The following is a 16,771-nucleotide window of genomic DNA, read 5'->3' as shown; positions in this document are numbered from 1 at the left end:
CGCTCAGAGGGTCACCAGCGAGACCTCGGTGGCCTTGACGCTGGTCCATACGGCCACGCCGTCGGCCAGCCCGAGTTCCAGTGCCGCCGAAGGGGTGATCTCGGCCACCAGGTCAGGAGCCTCGGACGAGGTGATGAGAACCCGCAGCCGGCTGCCCGCGGAGGTGAGTTCGCGGACGGTGCCCGGCCAGACGTTGCGGGGGCTGCCCGTGGGCCTGTCGAGGTGTACGGACACGGCCTCGGGGGCGATGATCGCCAGCGCCCTGGCACCCTCGGGGAGCGGGTCGGCGACGACCAGACGGCCGCCGTCGGTGAGGGCGAGGGCATCGCCGGCTGCGGTGCCCGGCCAGGCGTTTCGGCCCAGCATCCGGGCGACCCAGGGCGAGCGTGGGTGCCGGGTGACCTCGGCGGGCGGGGCGTCCTGGAGGGCGCGCCCGTCGTCGAGGACGAGGACACGGTCGGCGAGCGAGACCGCTTCGACGGGGTCATGGGTGACGATCAGACAGACCCCGCCGAATTCCGCGAGATGGCCGCGCAGGGTGTGCCGGACCTGGGCGCGGGTGGTCTGGTCGAGTGCGGCGAGCGGTTCGTCGAGCAGCAGCAGACGGGGCCGGGCGGCCAACGCCCGTGCCAGGGCGACGCGTTGGGCCTGACCGCCGGAGAGCTGGCCGGGCTTGCGGTGCGCGAGGTGGCCGACGCCGAGCCGGTCGAGCCACTGCTGGGCCGTGCGGCGGGCGTCGGCACGCGGGGTGCCGTGGGCGCGCAACCCGTACGCGGTGTTGTTCAGGGCGTTCAGATGCGGGAAGAGCGCACCGTCCTGGGGGACCCAGGCGACGCCGCGGCGGTGCGGGGGCAGCGCGGTGACGTCCGTGTCGCCGAGGCGGAGCGCGGCGCGGGCGCGCGGGGTGAGGCCGAGCAGGGCGCGCAGCAGGGTGGTCTTTCCGGCGCCGTTGGGTCCGACGACGGCGATGGTGGTGCCCGGAGCGGCGTCCAGCGTCAGCCGGTTGAAGCCGGTGACCTCGGCGTGCAGCGGCCAGCGCTCCCGGTGCGGCGCGGACGGCGGGACAGGATCCTCGGTGCCCGCGGCGGGCGGTGCCGGTGGGCCGGTGTCGGCGGCGGCGCGTACGGTACGGGCCGCGCGGCCGGCGGTGGTGGCGCCGGTCCAGCGGCCGCGCAGACAGATCAGCACGGCCATGGCGATGACGAGCAGCAGCAGCGAGACCGAGGTGGCGGCTTCCGGGGAGTCCTGGAGCAGCAGATAGACCTGGAGCGGAAGGGTCTGGGTGGTGCCGGGCAGATTCCCGGCGAAGGTGATCGTCGCACCGAATTCACCGAGCGCACGGGCCCAGGTCAGCGCGGCACCGGCGGCGAGGCCGGGAGCGACCATGGGGAGGGTGACGGTGCGGAAGACCCGTACGGGAGAGGCCCCGAGGGAGGCCGCGGTCTCCTCGTAACTCGGGCGGAGTCCGGCGAGCGTGCCCTCCAGACTGATGACGAGGAACGGCATCGCGACGAAGGTGGCCGCGACCACCGCGCCGGAGGTGTGGAACGGCAGGACGATGCCGAAGGTGTCCTCCAGCCAGGGGCCGAGCAGTCCACGGCGGCCGAAGCCGAGGAGCAGCGCGACCCCGCCGACGGTCGGCGGCAGCACCATCGGCAGCAGCACCAGCGAGCGCACCAGCGCCTTGCCGCGGAAGTCGACCCGCGCCAGCAGCCAGGCCAGCGGTACACCCAGCAGCAGCGCGAGCCCCAGCGCCGAGAAGGACACCAGCAGCGACAGCCGGAGCGCTTCGAGGACTCCCGGACTGGTCAAGTGGGCGTTGACGTCGCTCCAGTTGGTGCGGGCGAGGATGCCGAGGAGCGGCAGCAGCAGAAAGGCGACGGCGACCAGCGCGGGCACGGCCAGCACGAGGGGGGCGCGGCTGCCGGGCGCGCGAAACCTGCCTGCCGGGGGCGGGGCGAGGGTGCGGTGGCGTCTCATCGGGGTTCCTCGGCTCGTGGCGGGCCGGGCGGTGCGCGCACGGGGCTGTCCACTCCCCCGAGCCGGACAGTCCCGCGCGCGCCGTACCGGATTACGGCTTCTGGAAGCCTGCCCGCTGCAGGATCTGCTGGGCCTCGGGCGTGCTCAGCCACTTGACGAACGCGGCCGCGGCCTCGGCGTGCTGGGACATCTTCAGGGGCGCGGCCGGGTAGGAGGCGACGGCGTTCTGCGCGTCGGGGATGTCGACGGCGTCGACCTTCTTCGGCGCGGTGGCGGCGTCCGTCTTGTAAACGAGACCGGCGTCGGCCTCGCCGAGCTCGACCTTGCCGAGCACCGCGCGCACATTGGGCTCCTCGGAGACCGGCCTGACGTTCAGCTTCTGCGCGTCCAGGACCTGCTTACCGTAGCGGCCGACCGGCACCTGGGAGGCGGCCAGAACGACCTTCAGCTTGCTGTCGGCGAGGTCCTTGAGGCTGCCGATCTTCTTGGGGTTGCCCTCACCGGTCACGATGACCAGGCGGTTCTTGGCGATGACGGTGGGAGTGCCGACATCCACCCTGATCCCGTCCATGGTCCTGGTATCGGCGGTGACCACGGCGTCGGCGGGGGCGCCCTCCCTGACCTGGGCGGCCAGCTCCTGGGACCCGGCGAACGAGAAGTTCACCTTGGTGCCCGGGTGGTCCTTCTCGTACACCGCACCGGCCTTCTTGAAGACATCGGTCAGCGAGGACGCGGCGAGCACGGTGAGGTCCGCCTTGGGGACGGCGCCGCCGGACTTCCCGGCGCCCTTGTCCTTCTTGCCGTCGTCGTTGCCGCCGCAGGCGGCGAGCGGGACGAGCAGGGCGGCCGTGACGAGCGCGGCGGCGGCACGGCGCGCGGTGAAGAGCTGGGACATGAGGCGGGACTCCTTGGAACCCGGGACGACGGGTGTCGTCCGAGCGGATGGGAAAAGCCGCGCCGTGGACGGGCGACGCCGCTGAGATGAGGCAGCCGGCCGGTGGGGACGGTGGGGCGGATCGGCTGTGGTGCTACCGCGGTGGGGTCAGGTGCGGTCGATGTGCACGCTGGTGGACTTCACGCGGGCGGTGGCCTGCATGCCGACCTCCAGGCCCAGTTCCTCCACCGCTTCCCGGGTCAGCAGGGAGACCAGACGGTGCGGACCGGCCTGGATCTCGACCTGGGCGGCGACATCGCCGAGCGTGACGGCGGTGACGATGCCCGGGAAGGCATTGCGCGCGGAGGTGTACGAGGCGTCTTCCTCACCTGTGCCGTTCTGCGCCACCTCGATGGAGAAGGCGGCCAGATCACGACCGTCGATGAGGCGGCGGCCGCCGTCGTCGCGATGGGTCGCGACCTTGCCGGCGTCCGCCCAGCGGCGCGCGGTGTCCGGGCTGACGCCCAGCAGCCGCGCCGCCTGACCGATCGTATAGGACTTCATGTGCGACAAGATAGGCAACATTGGCTCGCATCTGCAATTCATAAAGCGAAGCTCTATAGCAAATGCCAGGCACCTTGGAGGAAGGAACGAAGCCCGGCGCATCCGCCCCCGGGCCCCCGACCGCGGGGCCACTCCGCCCCGCACCGTTCTGCCCGGCACATCCGGACACCCCTCCGGCACCCGCACGGCATGCCCGGACGACCGCGCGGACCGTGACTAGAGTGCGGACCAGAGCAGGAGATACACCCCCATTCCCCGCCACTTTCGCGTTCCACTCCCCCGGTGAGGCATGTCCATGAGCCTGAGCATCCGTAACCAGATTCCCGGCACCGTCGCCTCCGTCACCCCCGGCGAGGTCATGGCGACCGTCAAGGTCCGGCTGGACGGCGGCCAGGAGATCACCGCCGCGATCACCCGGGAGGCGGTACGGGAGCTGGGCATCGCGGAGGGTTCCGCGGTGCGCACGCTGATCAAGTCCACCGAGGTCGCGCTCGCCACCGGCGCGGTCGAGGGCCTCAGCATCCGCAACCGGATCCCCGGCACCGTCACCGAGGTCGCCACCGGGGGCGCGATGGCCGGCGTCAAGGTGGCCGTCGCGGGCGGTGAACTGACCGCGGCGATCACCAGGGACGCGGTCGAGGACCTGGGGCTGGCCGCCGGCTCCGAGGTCACCGCACTGATCAAGTCGACCGAGATCGCACTCGCCGCCTCCTGAGCCCGGGGCTTCTCGAATCCCCCGGACCGATGGGGGCTCAGGATCTCCCCCCATCGCCGGGGGACAGATCGTGGGACACCGAGGGCAGCGCGCAGGTCCCGAATACCCTCCGCCGCGGCCACCGCTCCCCGGATGCCACCCTGCTGCGCTATCTCACCTTGTTGACGAGAGGTGAAAGGAGCACCAAGGGCGGCATCTCCGGCACAGCCGCCGGCCGACCGTGGCCCGGCCGCGGACCTCAGCAGCGGTTCTTCCCGCTTCCGCCCCGCAGGACTCGCCCGCGGCCCGTTCCGCGGGCTCCTCCGTGAGGGCCGTCCGTGCCGCGTGCGTGCATCCGAACAGAGCAGTGCGATCCGCCATCAGCGGGTCTTCGTCACTCTTGGCGCAATCGCCCAGTACCCCCGCCTGCCCGGTCCGGCGCGTCACCATCTGCTTTATCCATCAAGGGAGTTGAGGGTCACGGGACCCACTGAACACCCATCACACCCACCCGAAAGATTACGATTTGCACCTTTTCTCCCCTTGCGCCCGAATTATCCCGATGTGAATCTGGTATCCCATTCGTCGAAGGAGTTGATCGCATGGTTACGGATCGCACAGCGCCGGTCGAGACGGCCGCCCTGGCCGCCGAGGTCGAGGGACTGCTTGAACCCGCCGAGGCCGACGGTGTTTTCCGCGATACCCGCGAGTGTGGAGGTGCGCTGCTGCTGGCCGCGCTGCTTCTGATCTCGCCCCCCACCCCCCGGCCCAAGACTGACGTCCGCTGAGGCTGAAGGGGAAAGCGTTGGCTGAACAGACGCAGGGAGCAGTCCCGCTGAGCGCTGTGATTGCCGATGCCGCAACCGGGGTCGCCCTCGCCCTGCGGGGTGAGGGCGACCCTTATGCGTTGTCCGGCATCTTGCGGCAGAGCGATGCACTGACTCCGGCCGCCATCCGGGTGCTCGGCGCCGATGCACTCGCGCCGTACGCAATGGACCACATCGGGTCGCCCGTCGGCGCGGACGACGAAGCGGTGGTCCGGCAGGCGCTCGCGGCCTATCCGCCGGGAGCGGACGCCTCGGAGGTCTCGGTGTGGAGCTACCGGGGCCTGGTCGAGGCCTCGCATGCGTTCCTCCCCGGAAGCGCACCGCACTGGCCGCCGCCGCCCGAGGCCGCGGCCGGATGGGTCGACCACGACCCCTGGCCCAAGCTTTCTCATCGGGTGTCTCAGCTCGCCGCGCTCGCGCTGCCCGGGCTGGCGCCCGGTCTTGCCGAGCAGCTGGCCACCCGCACCGACGATCTGGCCCGCGGCTTCGTCCGGGCGGTCCGCCGCCGGGACTGGCTGCAGGCGGCCGGCCTGGGCCGCTGGCTCGCCCGGCTGCCGGAGGCACCGCAGACCCTGGGGCTCGACAGCGGGCTGGCGTTCGTCCGCCAAATGGGTGGCGGTGATCCCCGGGTGACGCTGCATGTCGTGGCCGCACAGCGCTTCTACGGACGGGGGTGGTGACCGGGGGCCGGGGCGACCCCGGGCTGTTGGACCGGATGGTCCGCGACAGCCTGGGGTGGCTGGACGAGGCGCGCCCCTTCTTCCGCCTGCCCCCGAACGTGACCACGGACGCCGATCCCAATCTGACCCTCAAACCACTCGGTGAGCTGGCCGAACTGACCCAGCTGATCGGAGTGCTGCACCCGCGGGACGACATCCGGCAGACGGCCCGCGGCCTCTTCGCGTTCGCCTGGAACGAGACCCGCGACGGTGAGCTGTTCGCCGAGCTGATCCGCGGAGAGCCGTTCGCCACCTATCCGGTGGAGCTCTACGGGGTCTTCGCCCAGGCCGGGCTGCGCCATGCCGAGGCCGATGCGCTGGCGCAGACCACGACGCGGCTGCGCGGCTGGCGGGTGGCCCGTGAGGACCACACCCGTACGCTCGGCGTGCTCAACGCGGAGCGGCGGATCGGCCTGCGCCGGCACGCCGACTTCGGCTCCGTGCTCGCCCTGACCGGTCTCGGCCGGCTGCCGGAGCCCTGGGCGCTGGACCGCAAGGCGGCGTACGGCATCACCCACGACGTCTTCCACCTCACCGACTGGGGGCGCAACCGGCAGCGGCTGTCCCCCGAACTCGCCGACTACCTGCGGCTGTGGGTCCCCTCCTGGCTGGAGAACTGGCTGGAGGAACAACTGTGGGACCTGGTGGGCGAGTTGCTGGCCGTGACGGCCTGTCTGCCCGCGGCTCCCTACGATGCGGTGGCCTGGCAGCGGCTGGCCGGCGCCCAGGCGGCCGACGGCAGTGTGCCCGAGCTGGGTGCCGCACCGTCCACGGGCGACCGGGCCGAGGCGTTCACGGCCTGCTACCACTCCACCCTGGTGACCGCGTTCGCCGCCACCCTCGCCCGTATCGCCTCCGACGAGGCCGAGGCCGGTCCCCCGGCCGGGAACGCGGCGACGGCGGGCGAGCGGACCACTCCCTGCGAAAGCGAGACTGCCCCGTGACCGTGACGGCCGCATCCCCCGCCCTGCTGCACGGTGTCGGCGACCGGGCCCTGAGCTGGCTCGACGACCACCGTGAGCACTTCCGGCTGACCCCCGACGACTTCGCCAGCAACGGCGCGGTCGTCGAACGGCTCAAGCCCATCGGGGAGCTGGCGCTCAATATGCATGTGCTCTTCCGGGAGGGCGTGGCCGGCTCCCGGCAGAAGGAGCGGGCCGGGAAGCTGCTGGACTTCGCCTGGCGGGATCTGCTGGACGGCGGCAACGTACTGGCCCGGCTGCAGCACGACGAGCCGATCTCCCCGGTGCCCCTGGAGGTCTACGCGACCTTCCACGAACTGGGTCACCGTCATCCGGGGCTGGAGTCCGCGCTGGAGGTGTGCCGGCGCACCACCACCTGGACGGCGCTGGAGATGATGCCCAACCGGCGGCTCGGTGTGCTCAACGCGGAGCGCAAGCTCGGCCTGCCGCCCAGCAGCGACTTCGACCAGGCGGTGGCGCGCACCTGGCTGGGGCAGCTGCCGGAGCCGTGGACGGTGCAGCTGCACATCGCCTACGACCTCACCCATACCGTCTTCCACCTCACCAACTGGGGCGAGGCCCCCGAGCGCATCCCGCCGGCCATCGCCGACTATCTGACGCGCTATCTGCCCGCCTGGATGGAGGACTGGGCGGACCTCGAACACTGGGATCTGCTCGGCGAGCTCCTCGTCGTCGACGCCTGCCTGCCGCTGCCCACCCTGGACGCGGAGCTGTGGGAGCGGTACGCCGCCGCGCAGTCGGCCACCGGCGCGATGCCCATCCAGCGCCGGATGCCGCAGGGCGACGCCGCACGGGTCTTCGATCTGGTCCACCACCCCACCCTGGTCGCCGCGTTCGCCTCCGCGATGGCAACTTCCCGGGCCCTGTCCGCCGTCGGATGAGCCCCGACCGCCCCGGACCCGCGCTCGCCGACCGTCTCGCGGACGCGGTCACCCTGATCGACGCCCCGGACATCGTGCTGGCCGTCACCCGGCGCGGCCGGCGGACCGTGATGACCGGCGGTTCGGCCATGGCACCGCCCACCCCCCGGCACGCCCTGCGCTACGAGCTGGGGTCGCTGTCCAAGACCTTCACCGTGCTGCTGCTCGCCGAACTGGCCCGCACCGGTGTGCTGTCCCTGGACGATCCGCTCGCCGCCCATCTGCCGGACCTGCCGCTGCCGCATCCGTCCTCACGCCGGATCGCCCTGCGGCATCTGGCCACCCACACCTCCGGGCTGCCGCGGATCCCCGCCGATCTGATCGCCGGTGCACTGGTGCACCCGTACTCCAACGGCTATGCCCGCTACGACACGGAGCGTCTGCTGCACACCTTTGCCCGGACCCGGCCGCGGAACGAGCCGGGCACCCGCTGGCGTTACTCCAACTTCGGGCTGGCGCTGCTCGGCCCGGCCGTGTCCCGTGCCGCGGGCGCCGGCTACCCCGCCCTGCTCACCGACCGGGTGCTGAGCCCTCTCAAGCTCACCGACACCACCCTGGGCCCGGGTACCACCGGCACCGATGCCATCGGCCACCGGACCAACGGGGTGACACCGGTGCGCAGCGCCGACATGGGAGCCTTCATCGCCGCCGGGTCGGTCCGCGCCACCCCCGGTGATCTGCTCACCTATCTCGAAGCGCACCTCTCCCCCGAGGAGACACCGCTGGCCGGGCCGCTGCGCGATGTCCAGGTGCCGCAGCTGCGCCGCGGCTGGCGCAAGCGCGACACCCATACCCTGACGTGGTATCAGCACCCCGCCGCGCGCGGGCCGCTGCTCTTCCATGTCGGGGCGACCTTCGGCCAGCAGGCGTTCCTCGGCTACCACCCGGCGTCGCACACCGGCCTGGTCGCGCTCGCCACCCGCCGCGGCCGCACCTGCCACATGATCAACACCGCCTACGAGCTGCTGTACACGCTGGCCGGCGACCCCTCGCCCTGACCCGGACCACACCGCCGGTCACAGATCGCCCGCCAGGATCCGGGCGAGCGAGGTCCCGGGGCGTTCCTCGCTGGCCCGGTGGAAGAGCTCCGTATACGCCTCGTCGCCGATCGCCGCGCGGGCCCGCTGCTCGCACTCCTCGCGTACGGCGCGCAGTTCCGGGGTACCGCGCTGCGGATGTCCGACCGTGCGCCAGATGGCCTGGCCGCTGCCGTAGACGCGGGCGGCCGCGGCACCGTCACCCTGGGCCGCGACCGCGGCCGCGAGCAGATCCAGGCCGAGCGCGATCCCGAATTTGTCGCCGATGCCCTGCTTGGCCGCGAGCATCGCGCGGGCGTGGTCCGCCGACTCCTCGGGGCGGCCCTGGAACAGCGAGATCAGGGAGAGCTGGTAGTCGGTGTAGGAACGGGTCCAGTATTCGCCGCGCTCCACACAGCCGCGGCGCAGTGCGGTCGCCTCGGCGCGGGCCCGGGCCAGCTCCCCCAGGCCGGTGAGCGCGAAGATCTGCACGAGATGGCAGCGCAGCCGCCCGGGGGAGTCGAAGGGGTCGTACGGCGGCGGGCCCAGGACCTGTTCCACGACGGTGTGCGCGGACATCGGGCGGCCGGCGATCAGATGGGTGAGGCCGATGAGGTAGCCGGCCGCCAGTACCGCCTCCGCGTCGTCGGACGTCCGCGCGGCGCGGGCGCACTCCAGGCCCAGGGCGTCGGCCAGCGCCAGATCACCCTGGAGCAGTACGGCGACGCCGAGCGCCCACAGCGCCCGGGTGCGGGCCGGGCTCGGGGCCGGCTGCGCGGCGAGGGCGCGGGCCACGTAGTTGCGGGCCTCGTGCAGATGGCCGCAGCAGCTCCAGAAGAGGCCGATCGAGGCGCTGAGTTCCTGGGCGCGTTCCGGGTCGGTGACCAGGAGGTGGTCCAGTGCGGTGCACAGGTCGACATGGGCGTCGGCGACCCGGCGGTACCAGCTGACCTGTTCGGGGCCCAGCCAGCCCAGCTCGGCGCGGCGGCCGAAGTCGGCGAAGTGCGCGGCGTGCCGGTCGGCGAGCGCGGTCATCTCGCCCAGTTCGGCCAGCCACATCCGGCCGTACTCGCGCAGGGTGTCGAGCATGCGGAAGCGCGTGCCCTCGCGGGTGAGCACCGATTTGGCGGCCAGGGAGGCCAGTGTGCTGCGTACCTCCGGTCCGGTGAGCGGTCCCCCGGCGCACACGGCACTGGCGGACTCCTCGTCGAAGGTGCCCCGGAAGACGGACAGCCGGGCCCACAGCAGCCGTTCCAGCGGTGCGCACAGCTCATGGCTCCAGCCGATGGCGCAGCGCAGGGTCCGGTGCCGCGGCAGCCGTACCGGTCCGTCGGCCGGGTCGAGGGTGTCGAAACGGGAGGTGAGCCGCTCGGCGATCCGCTCGACGGAGCTGTGCGCCAGCTGGGCGCCTGCCAGCTCCAGGGCCAGCGGGATGCCTTCCAGGCGTCGGCAGATGACGGCGGCGGCCTCCGCGTCCAGCGGGGTGGTGAGCCGCAGTCCGGGGGCCGCGGCGCCGGCTCGTTGGGTGAACAGGGTCAGGGCGTCGTTGCCGCCGGTGAACGGCAGCGGACCGATCTCGGTGGTCCATTCGCCGACGAGGTCGAGCGGCTGTCTGCTGGTGACCAGCACGGTCACGGAGGGGGCGGCGGTCAGCAGATCTCCGAGGAGGTCACGGCAGGCGTCGACGAGATGTTCGCAGGAGTCCAGCACCAGCAGCAGCCGTTTGTCGGCGAGCCATTCGCACAGCGCGGCCACCGGTGTCCGCGCCGTGTGGTCGGCCAGGCCGACGGCATCGCAGACGCTGGCCACCAGCAGTCCGTCGCCCTGCAAGGGCCACAGATCGGCCCAGCAGACCCCGTCGGGAAACCGGGCCGCCGCCGCGCGCGCGGCCCGCATCGCGATCCGCGTCTTGCCCACGCCACCGGGGCCGGTCAAAGTGATCAGCCGGTGCTCCGTCAACTCGTTGTCGATCCGCCGCAGTTCGGCCTGCCGGCCGACGAAGCTGGTCGACTCCTCGGGAATGTTGCTCGCCACCGGCCCAGTTTGCCCCAGCCGAGGCGTCCGGCGGTCCGGTGGTGGCAGCGGGCCGGGGCGCGAGGTTGACGGCCGCCGGCCGGGCCGGGGCGTTCTCCGTCAGGGCGTGACGACGGGGAAGGTGGGATGCGGCGTGCTGAGCAGGCCCAGGAGCTCGTGCAGCGCCCCCGTCTCACCGTTCTGGGCGGCGTCTCCCGGTCCCTGGCCGGTGAGCAGGCCGAGCAGCTGGGCCTTGGTGAGGGTGAGGGTGAGATCCGGGGTGCGGTCCTCGGACGGGGTGGGGACACCGGGTGCGCTCACGTAGGTGAGGGCCCCGTGGGAGAGCGTCAGCTGCCAGGTGCGGTCCTCCTCGGGGAGGTAGAGGTCGAGGGTGAGCGCGGTGGACCAGGCCCGGGGGCCGTCGATGCGGATGGCGAGGGAGTCGATGAGCTGGTCGACGGTCAGTGCCATCGCGATGTCGGGGTGGACGGAGCCCTGTACCGCCTCGGCGAGGCTGCCGCGCAGTTCCATGGCGCCGGTGAGGTAGACGTTGCGCCAGGTGCCGTTCTCGCAGCCGTAGCCCAGCCGTTCGTAGACGAGGGCCAGTGCGCGGCGGGCGCGGAGGTTCTGCGGGGCGGCGAAGACGGCATGGTTGAGGAGGGTGGCGGCGAACCGCAGATCGCCGTCTGCGGCGTACCGCTTGCCCGCGTCCACCGTGGCCTCGACGCCGCCCAGGGTGTCCACATAGCGTCGGGCCTGTTCGGCCGGCGGGTGCTCCCACAGATGGGCGGGGTTGCCGTCGAACCAGCCCAGGTAGCGCTGGTAGATCCCCTTGACGTTGTGGCTGAGCGAGCCGTAGTAGCCGTGGTGGGCCCAGACCCGCTCCAGGCCCGGCGGCAACCGCAGCTCCTCGGCGATCTCGGCGCCGGTGAGCCCCTCGTTGAGCAGCCGCAGCGTCTGGTCGTGCAGGTAGGCGTACAGATCACGCTGGTGGGCCAGCAGGGCCCGGACGCGGTCCTTGCCCCAGGTCGGCCAGTGGTGGGAGGCGAAGGCGACCTCGGCCTCGTCGCCGAAGAGGGCGAGCGCCTCGCCCAGGTGGCGGGACCAGGCACGGGCGTCACGGACGGCACCGCCGCGCAGCGTCAGGATGTTGTGCATGGTGTGGGTGGCGTTCTCGGCCAGGCAGAGGGCCTGGTGCGCCGGGAAGCAGAAGTTCATCTCCGCGGGTGCCTCGGTGCCCGGGGTGAGCTGGAAGACGATGCGTACACCGTCGACGATCTCCTCCTGGCCGGTGCGGGTGATGTCCACGGTCGGCGGGATGAGGGTCACGGTGCCGGTGGAGTGGGCGGCGCCCAGGCCGCAGCCGATCTGGCCGTCCGGCCCCTTGGGCAGCTCCGACCCGTACATGTAGACGGCGCGCCGGGTCATCGCCGTACGGGCGTAGATGCCCTCGCTGACCGCGTGCTCCAGGAAGCCGGCCGGTGCGAGCACCGGCACGGGGTGGTGGCCCGGCGGCAGCACGCCGCGTCCGCCGCCGAAGTGCGCACCGTGCGAGTGGGTGTAGATCAGGCCGGTGACCGGCCGGTCGCCGCGGTATTTGCGGTAGAGCTCCAGGGCCGCGGCGGCGGTCTCGATGGACAGCAGCGGGTCGATGACGATGACGCCGTGGTCGCCCTCGACCAGCGTCATATGGGAGAGGTCCAGACCACGGGCCTGGTAGATACCGTCGGTGACCTCGTACAGACCCTGCCGGCTCACCAGCCGGCCCTGCCGCCACAGGCTCTCGTTGGCGGTCTCGGGGCAGTTTCCGGCCAGGAAGTCATAGGCCTCCGCGTCCCAGATCACCCGGCCGTCGTCCGCGGTGACCTGGGGCGGGTCGAGCGCGGCGATGAAGCCACGGTCGGCGTCGGCGAAGTCTTCGTGGTCATCCACGGGTACAGCGGTCACGGGGCGCTACCTCTCCGGGGCGGCGGGCCACAGTCGGAAGACCCATGTCACCGATTTAACCCAATGTGCCGGGTTGTCGCATGCGTGCGGGCGCCCGCCGGGGCCCGCACGCGGGCGCCCCGCTGCCGCCTCACACCGGCGCGGCCTCGATGACGCTGAAGCGGCTGGGCTCCGGGAGCCGGGTGACCGTACGGACCTCGAAGCCCGCGCCACGGCACAGCTGCGCGAAGTCGTCCCGGGTGCGCTCCCGGCCGCCGACGTTGACCAGCATGTTGAGGTCGCTGAGGTAGACGACCCCGGATACCGAGGCATCGGCCACGGGCGGCAGCACCGGCTCGACGATCAGCAGCCGGCCACCGTCGGGGATGACCCGCCGGCAGTGGCGGAGGATGTCCGTGCACCGATCGTCGTTCCAGTCATGGATCACGCTCTTGAGGAGATACACGTCGGCGCCTACGGGGGCGGCGGCGAAGAAGTCCCCCGCCACGAGGGAACAGCGGTCCGCCAGCCCCTCGTGCGCCAGCTTCGCACCGGCCTGGGCGAGGCCCTCCGCGCTGTCGAAGAGGATGCCGCCGAGGGAGGGATGGGCCTGCAGGATCGCGGCGAGCAGGGTGCCGTCACCGCCCCCGATGTCGGCCACGGTCGCGAAGCGGCCGAAGTCGAAGGCCGACGGCAGCACGGCGGCGGTGTCCCGGGTGCCGTCGCTCATCGCGGCGTTGAAGTCGGCGGAGAGTTCCGGCTGTTCGGCGAGGTGGCCGAAGAAATCCTTGCCGAAGACCGCGTCGAAGGAGGTCTCGCCGGTGCGCACACTGTCGTCCAGCCGTTCCCAGGCCCGGAGCATGGTGGGGTCGCTGAACATCCGGACGAAGGAGTGCAGCGACCGGTGGCCGTCGCTGCGCAGCAGGGCGCCGGCCGGGGTGACGGTGAAGGTGCCGCCGGCCCGCTCGTCGAGCAGTCCGAGACCCGCCAGCGCCCGTAACAACCGGCCCATGGCCTGCGGGTGGGCCGCGCACTCCGTCGCCAGTTCGTCCGCGGTCCGCGCGCCGTCGGCGATCAGGTCGACGACCCCCAGCCGGACGGCGGCGCCCACCGTATAGGTCGCCATCGCTCCGCAGGCGATCTGGACCAGGGCCCCCCGGGCCTCGTCCGACGGCTGGTTCTCGTGCGACATGAAGTGACACCTCTCTGGTCAACTGCGTTATGGGCAGGGCGAGACAGGGCACAACAACGCAGGCGGCACTGCACCCTTGACGCTCTAGTTAGGTAACCCTAACTTCGCGCGATCATCGGAGCAATGCCCCTGCTCCCCTTCGCCCTGCCTCCACGGCGCGGCCGTCCGCACGACCGGGAGAGGAGGGACGCCCCTGTCCCCGCACCACGACCGCGCCTTCGGCGAGCTCACCGAGCTGTTCCGGCACGGTGCCGCCCCGCACCCCCGCCCCCGTCCGCCCTTACGCCACCCGGCCCGGCCTCGTCCGCACCACCGCTTCGCCTGGCTGGCACCGGCCGTGGCGGCCTGCACCCTGGCCGCCGGTATCGCGCTGGCCCACGGCCTGCTCCTCGCGAGCGGGCTGGTGCTGGCCGGGCTGCTGGGACAGCTCTCCACCAACGGCCGCGGCCGACGCGACTAGATCTTGCCGGACCCCGATCCGCCGGACAGGCCCTGTCACCGCGCACCGCACCGCCCGCCCGCACACAGCCGCCGGTCATCTGCCCCCATGGGAGGCAAATGGCCGGCGGCTTTTCACGCCCCCGTGGGGAGCGCGGTCAGGTGCCGCGGCGGCTCTTCGACGCTGCGGCGACACACATGGCGCCGAGCAGGAAGGTCAGGACACCGATGATGATGTTGTTCCAGATCACGCCGGCGTCCGGAGCGCTGCCGACGATCCACGGCGAGATGATCATCCACACGCCGATCGCGCACATCGCGCCGCTCAGGCCGTACATCCGCTCGGGGGCCACGGTGAACCCGACCGCCATCAGGGCGATCGCGATCCCGAGAATGAGGTTGTGCGCCACGAGCGCCGGCTGTGCGGCGGCGAAGTGGACAACCCACGGTGAGACGGCGCAGTACAGGCCGACCAGGAGCACAGGTCCGTCGACGAGTACGACATCACGCCCGCCGAGCACCCGCTCATACCGTGCCTGCATCTCAGTTGCGTCGGGGTGACCTGCGAGATCTCCCCTGGGGTGTGAGACGTCGGCCATGCGACTCGCCTCCTTCGTTCGCAAGCCTGGCCGTTCGCGTGGCATCGGGCCGCGCATCTTTATTCTGCGCTTATGTCGCCTTTATGTGTAGATGAAGGGGCAGGTGAATTTTAAAGCTTTGCCGTCGCGGGGCTGTCACCTGCGGCCCAGTTCCCGCCCCAGCCCCAGATTCCAGCGCCCGCCCCGACCGCTCAGCTCGGTCACGGTCAGCGGCGGCACATCCAGCCGCCAGAACGCATCCGGGGGAACCTGCAGGGCGCACACCGCCGCGGCGCGCACGACATCCGGTTCGACGACGGCCAGCACCCGGCCCGCTTCCAGGGCCACCCCCGCCAGCCAGCCCGCGACCCGGTCGCACAACTGCCGCAGCGACTCCCCGTCGTGCCCGGTGAAATCAGGGTCCGCGAGCCAGGCGGCCACCGCGTCAGGCTCGGCGTCCGCGACTTCGGTAAGGGTCCGCCCGCGCCAGCCGCCCATCGCACAGCCCGCCAGCTCCCCCGCGGGCAGCACCGACAGCCCGAGTTCCTCGGCCGTGCGGCGGCACCGGACGGAGGGCGAGGCAAAGGTCCGGTCGGCGGCCGGCAGCTCTCCGGCAACGGCTCGGACACGGCGCAGCCCGGCCTCGCTCAGGGGGCCGTCGTCATCGAAGCGCACCTCCCGCTGGGCCTCGCCCGCGGCCGGTGAGACCAACATCACCCGAGTTGTCATGTCCTCTTCTCTCGCTTCACGGGGACGGCAACCCCTTGCCCGCACAAGGGAGTTGTCCGGACGGCGCGCCCTGTCCTGCGCCTCTCCGCCCCCACCGTGGCCTTGGCCGGGGGGTCGGTTCGCGGTACCTTCCCGATGATATTGACGACGACATGACGGAAGCCGGTGGGATCCCGGCGCGGTCGCGCCACTGTATGTCCGGTTTTTACCAGCCCCTCAGGGCCGGGGCCGGGCGAGCCAGACCCGGCATGTCGTTACGCACTCCAACGAACAGGGACGCGAGTTCCCCCGCACAGGAGGTCCTGCCATGGCCCAGACCATCGCACCCCCGGCCGCCGGCGCCGTCACCCCGGCTCCGATCCCCCTCAAGGCAATCGCTCCGTGGGCGCTGTTCACCGGCGTCCTGATGCTGGTCCTGCTGTACTTCATCGGCGCGGAGCAGGGTGCCACCTCGCTGCTCTCCGGTACGGACGTCCACGAGTGGGTCCACGACGGGCGCCACCTGCTCGGCTTCCCCTGCCACTGATCGGACCCCGCACCCATGAACTCCGTCACCGTCAGAAACCTCTTGGTGCGCGGGATGCTCGCCGGTCTGGCCGCCGGTCTCCTGGCCCTCGTCGTCGCCTATCTGCTGGGCGAACCGCAGGTGGACGCCGCCATCGCGTTCGAGGACGCACACAGCCACGAACACGGGATGGAGGTCGTCAGCCGCGGTGTGCAGTCCACGGCGGGGCTGGCGACCGGCGTACTGGTCTACGGCGTGGCACTCGGCGGGATCGCCGCACTGGTCTTCTGCTTCGCCCTGGGGCGGATCGGCCGGTTCGGCGCCCGCACCACGGCAGCGCTGCTCTCCGGCGCTGCGCTGGTGGCCGTCTACCTCGTACCGTTCCTCAAGTACCCGGCCAATCCCCCTGCCGTGGGTGACCCCGACACGATCGGCACCCGCACCGCTCTGTTCTTCCTGATGATGCTGCTCGGCATCCTGCTGGCCGTCGCCGCCACGATGTTCGGCCGGCGGCTGGCTCCGAAGCTGGGCAACTGGAACGCCACGGTCGCGGCCGGCGCCGCGTTCGTGGTCGCCATCGGCCTCGCCTATGCGTTCCTGCCGGCCTACGACAACGTGCCCGAGGGCTTCCCCGGCACACTGCTCTGGCAGTTCCGGCTGTCGGCGCTCGCCATCCAACTGGTGCTGTGGTCCGCCTTCGGGCTGATCTTCGGTCACCTCGCGGAGCGCGTCGTACCGGCGCGGCAGGAGGCCACCGCGGCCGAGGCGGCACCCGCCGTCTCCTGACCCGCCGACCGGCCGAACCCCACGAGG

The 16,771-nt window shown here is 71.9% G+C and carries 17 protein-coding genes and 1 riboswitch; of the genes, 9 read left to right on the top strand and 8 right to left on the bottom strand.

Annotated elements, in window-relative coordinates; all coding sequences use genetic code 11:
* Positions 1 to 3: 3 nt before the first annotated feature.
* The 3 genes from SLV14N_RS35750 to SLV14N_RS35740 form a co-directional block, all read right to left on the bottom strand.
* Entirely contained in the window at positions 4 to 1,980 is a 1,977-nt protein-coding gene (locus SLV14N_RS35750; protein WP_208686791.1) for an ABC transporter permease, read from the bottom strand.
* A gap of 91 nt (positions 1,981 to 2,071) precedes the next feature.
* Positions 2,072 to 2,875, bottom strand: coding sequence for a molybdate ABC transporter substrate-binding protein (gene modA, locus SLV14N_RS35745; protein ID WP_208686789.1), 804 nt, complete (start codon positions 2,873 to 2,875; stop codon positions 2,072 to 2,074).
* 147 nt (positions 2,876 to 3,022) lie between these two features.
* On the bottom strand, positions 3,023 to 3,418 hold the full coding sequence (locus SLV14N_RS35740) for a molybdopterin-binding protein (protein ID WP_208686787.1): 396 nt from the start codon (positions 3,416 to 3,418) through the stop codon (positions 3,023 to 3,025).
* A gap of 295 nt (positions 3,419 to 3,713) precedes the next feature.
* Here SLV14N_RS35740 and SLV14N_RS35735 point away from each other — a divergent pair, with 295 nt between their 5' ends.
* From SLV14N_RS35735 to SLV14N_RS35710, 6 genes are all read left to right on the top strand, one after another.
* On the top strand, positions 3,714 to 4,133 hold the full coding sequence (locus tag SLV14N_RS35735; RefSeq protein ID WP_018091709.1) for a molybdopterin-binding protein: 420 nt from the start codon (positions 3,714 to 3,716) through the stop codon (positions 4,131 to 4,133).
* Between the two features lie 581 nt (positions 4,134 to 4,714).
* Positions 4,715 to 4,900 carry a hypothetical protein gene (locus SLV14N_RS35730; protein WP_018091704.1) on the top strand — a complete coding sequence of 62 codons (186 nt, stop codon included), beginning with the start codon at positions 4,715 to 4,717 and terminating at the stop codon, positions 4,898 to 4,900.
* Between the two features lie 17 nt (positions 4,901 to 4,917).
* Positions 4,918 to 5,619 carry a hypothetical protein gene (locus SLV14N_RS35725; RefSeq protein ID WP_259670624.1) on the top strand — a complete coding sequence of 234 codons (702 nt, stop codon included), beginning with the start codon at positions 4,918 to 4,920 and terminating at the stop codon, positions 5,617 to 5,619.
* A complete protein-coding gene (locus SLV14N_RS35720; RefSeq protein ID WP_208686783.1) occupies positions 5,616 to 6,602 on the top strand; it encodes a hypothetical protein in 987 nt (328 codons plus the stop codon). The genes SLV14N_RS35725 and SLV14N_RS35720 overlap by 4 nt, the downstream gene beginning before the upstream one ends.
* Positions 6,599 to 7,522 (top strand): hypothetical protein, encoded by a 924-nt coding sequence (locus SLV14N_RS35715; protein ID WP_208686781.1) that lies wholly within the window; start codon positions 6,599 to 6,601, stop codon positions 7,520 to 7,522. The genes SLV14N_RS35720 and SLV14N_RS35715 overlap by 4 nt, the downstream gene beginning before the upstream one ends.
* Complete coding sequence (locus SLV14N_RS35710; protein ID WP_208686779.1) at positions 7,519 to 8,559, top strand: serine hydrolase; 1,041 nt, start codon at positions 7,519 to 7,521, stop codon at positions 8,557 to 8,559. Before SLV14N_RS35715 ends, SLV14N_RS35710 begins: the two co-directional genes overlap by 4 nt.
* A gap of 18 nt (positions 8,560 to 8,577) precedes the next feature.
* Here SLV14N_RS35710 and SLV14N_RS35705 read toward each other — a convergent pair whose 3' ends face one another.
* The 3 genes from SLV14N_RS35705 to SLV14N_RS35695 all read right to left on the bottom strand — a co-directional run bounded on the left by SLV14N_RS35705 (position 8,578) and on the right by SLV14N_RS35695 (position 13,708).
* Entirely contained in the window at positions 8,578 to 10,611 is a 2,034-nt protein-coding gene (locus SLV14N_RS35705; protein ID WP_263272591.1) for an NB-ARC domain-containing protein, read from the bottom strand.
* Between the two features lie 99 nt (positions 10,612 to 10,710).
* On the bottom strand, positions 10,711 to 12,537 hold the full coding sequence (locus SLV14N_RS35700) for an alkyl/aryl-sulfatase (protein WP_263272590.1): 1,827 nt from the start codon (positions 12,535 to 12,537) through the stop codon (positions 10,711 to 10,713).
* 130 nt (positions 12,538 to 12,667) lie between these two features.
* On the bottom strand, positions 12,668 to 13,708 hold the full coding sequence (locus SLV14N_RS35695; protein WP_263272589.1) for a methyltransferase: 1,041 nt from the start codon (positions 13,706 to 13,708) through the stop codon (positions 12,668 to 12,670).
* A 337-nt stretch (positions 13,709 to 14,045) separates the two neighbouring features.
* Between SLV14N_RS35695 and SLV14N_RS35690 the strand changes: the two genes are divergently transcribed.
* On the top strand, positions 14,046 to 14,168 hold the full coding sequence (locus tag SLV14N_RS35690; protein WP_259670623.1) for a hypothetical protein: 123 nt from the start codon (positions 14,046 to 14,048) through the stop codon (positions 14,166 to 14,168).
* A 136-nt stretch (positions 14,169 to 14,304) separates the two neighbouring features.
* Here SLV14N_RS35690 and SLV14N_RS35685 read toward each other — a convergent pair whose 3' ends face one another.
* Together SLV14N_RS35685 and SLV14N_RS35680 are read right to left on the bottom strand one after the other, a co-directional pair.
* On the bottom strand, positions 14,305 to 14,745 hold the full coding sequence (locus tag SLV14N_RS35685) for an SPW repeat protein (protein ID WP_208686772.1): 441 nt from the start codon (positions 14,743 to 14,745) through the stop codon (positions 14,305 to 14,307).
* Positions 14,746 to 14,880: 135 nt separating this feature from the next.
* Positions 14,881 to 15,453 (bottom strand): histidine phosphatase family protein, encoded by a 573-nt coding sequence (locus SLV14N_RS35680; protein ID WP_263272588.1) that lies wholly within the window; start codon positions 15,451 to 15,453, stop codon positions 14,881 to 14,883.
* Between the two features lie 157 nt (positions 15,454 to 15,610).
* Positions 15,611 to 15,696: riboswitch (cobalamin riboswitch) on the top strand.
* Positions 15,697 to 15,760: 64 nt separating this feature from the next.
* Here SLV14N_RS35680 and SLV14N_RS35675 point away from each other — a divergent pair.
* Entirely contained in the window at positions 15,761 to 15,979 is a 219-nt protein-coding gene (locus SLV14N_RS35675) for a CbtB-domain containing protein (RefSeq protein WP_127149507.1), read from the top strand.
* A gap of 15 nt (positions 15,980 to 15,994) precedes the next feature.
* Positions 15,995 to 16,744 (top strand): CbtA family protein, encoded by a 750-nt coding sequence (locus tag SLV14N_RS35670; RefSeq protein ID WP_208686768.1) that lies wholly within the window; start codon positions 15,995 to 15,997, stop codon positions 16,742 to 16,744.
* Positions 16,745 to 16,771 lie beyond the last annotated feature (27 nt).

This window comes from Streptomyces sp. Je 1-4 4N24, from assembly GCF_026239515.1.
Classification (GTDB): Bacteria; Actinomycetota; Actinomycetes; order Streptomycetales; family Streptomycetaceae; genus Streptomyces; species Streptomyces nigrescens.
The sequence above is the reverse complement of the archived record's forward strand: the minus strand, read 5'-3'. Positions and strand labels throughout refer to the sequence as shown.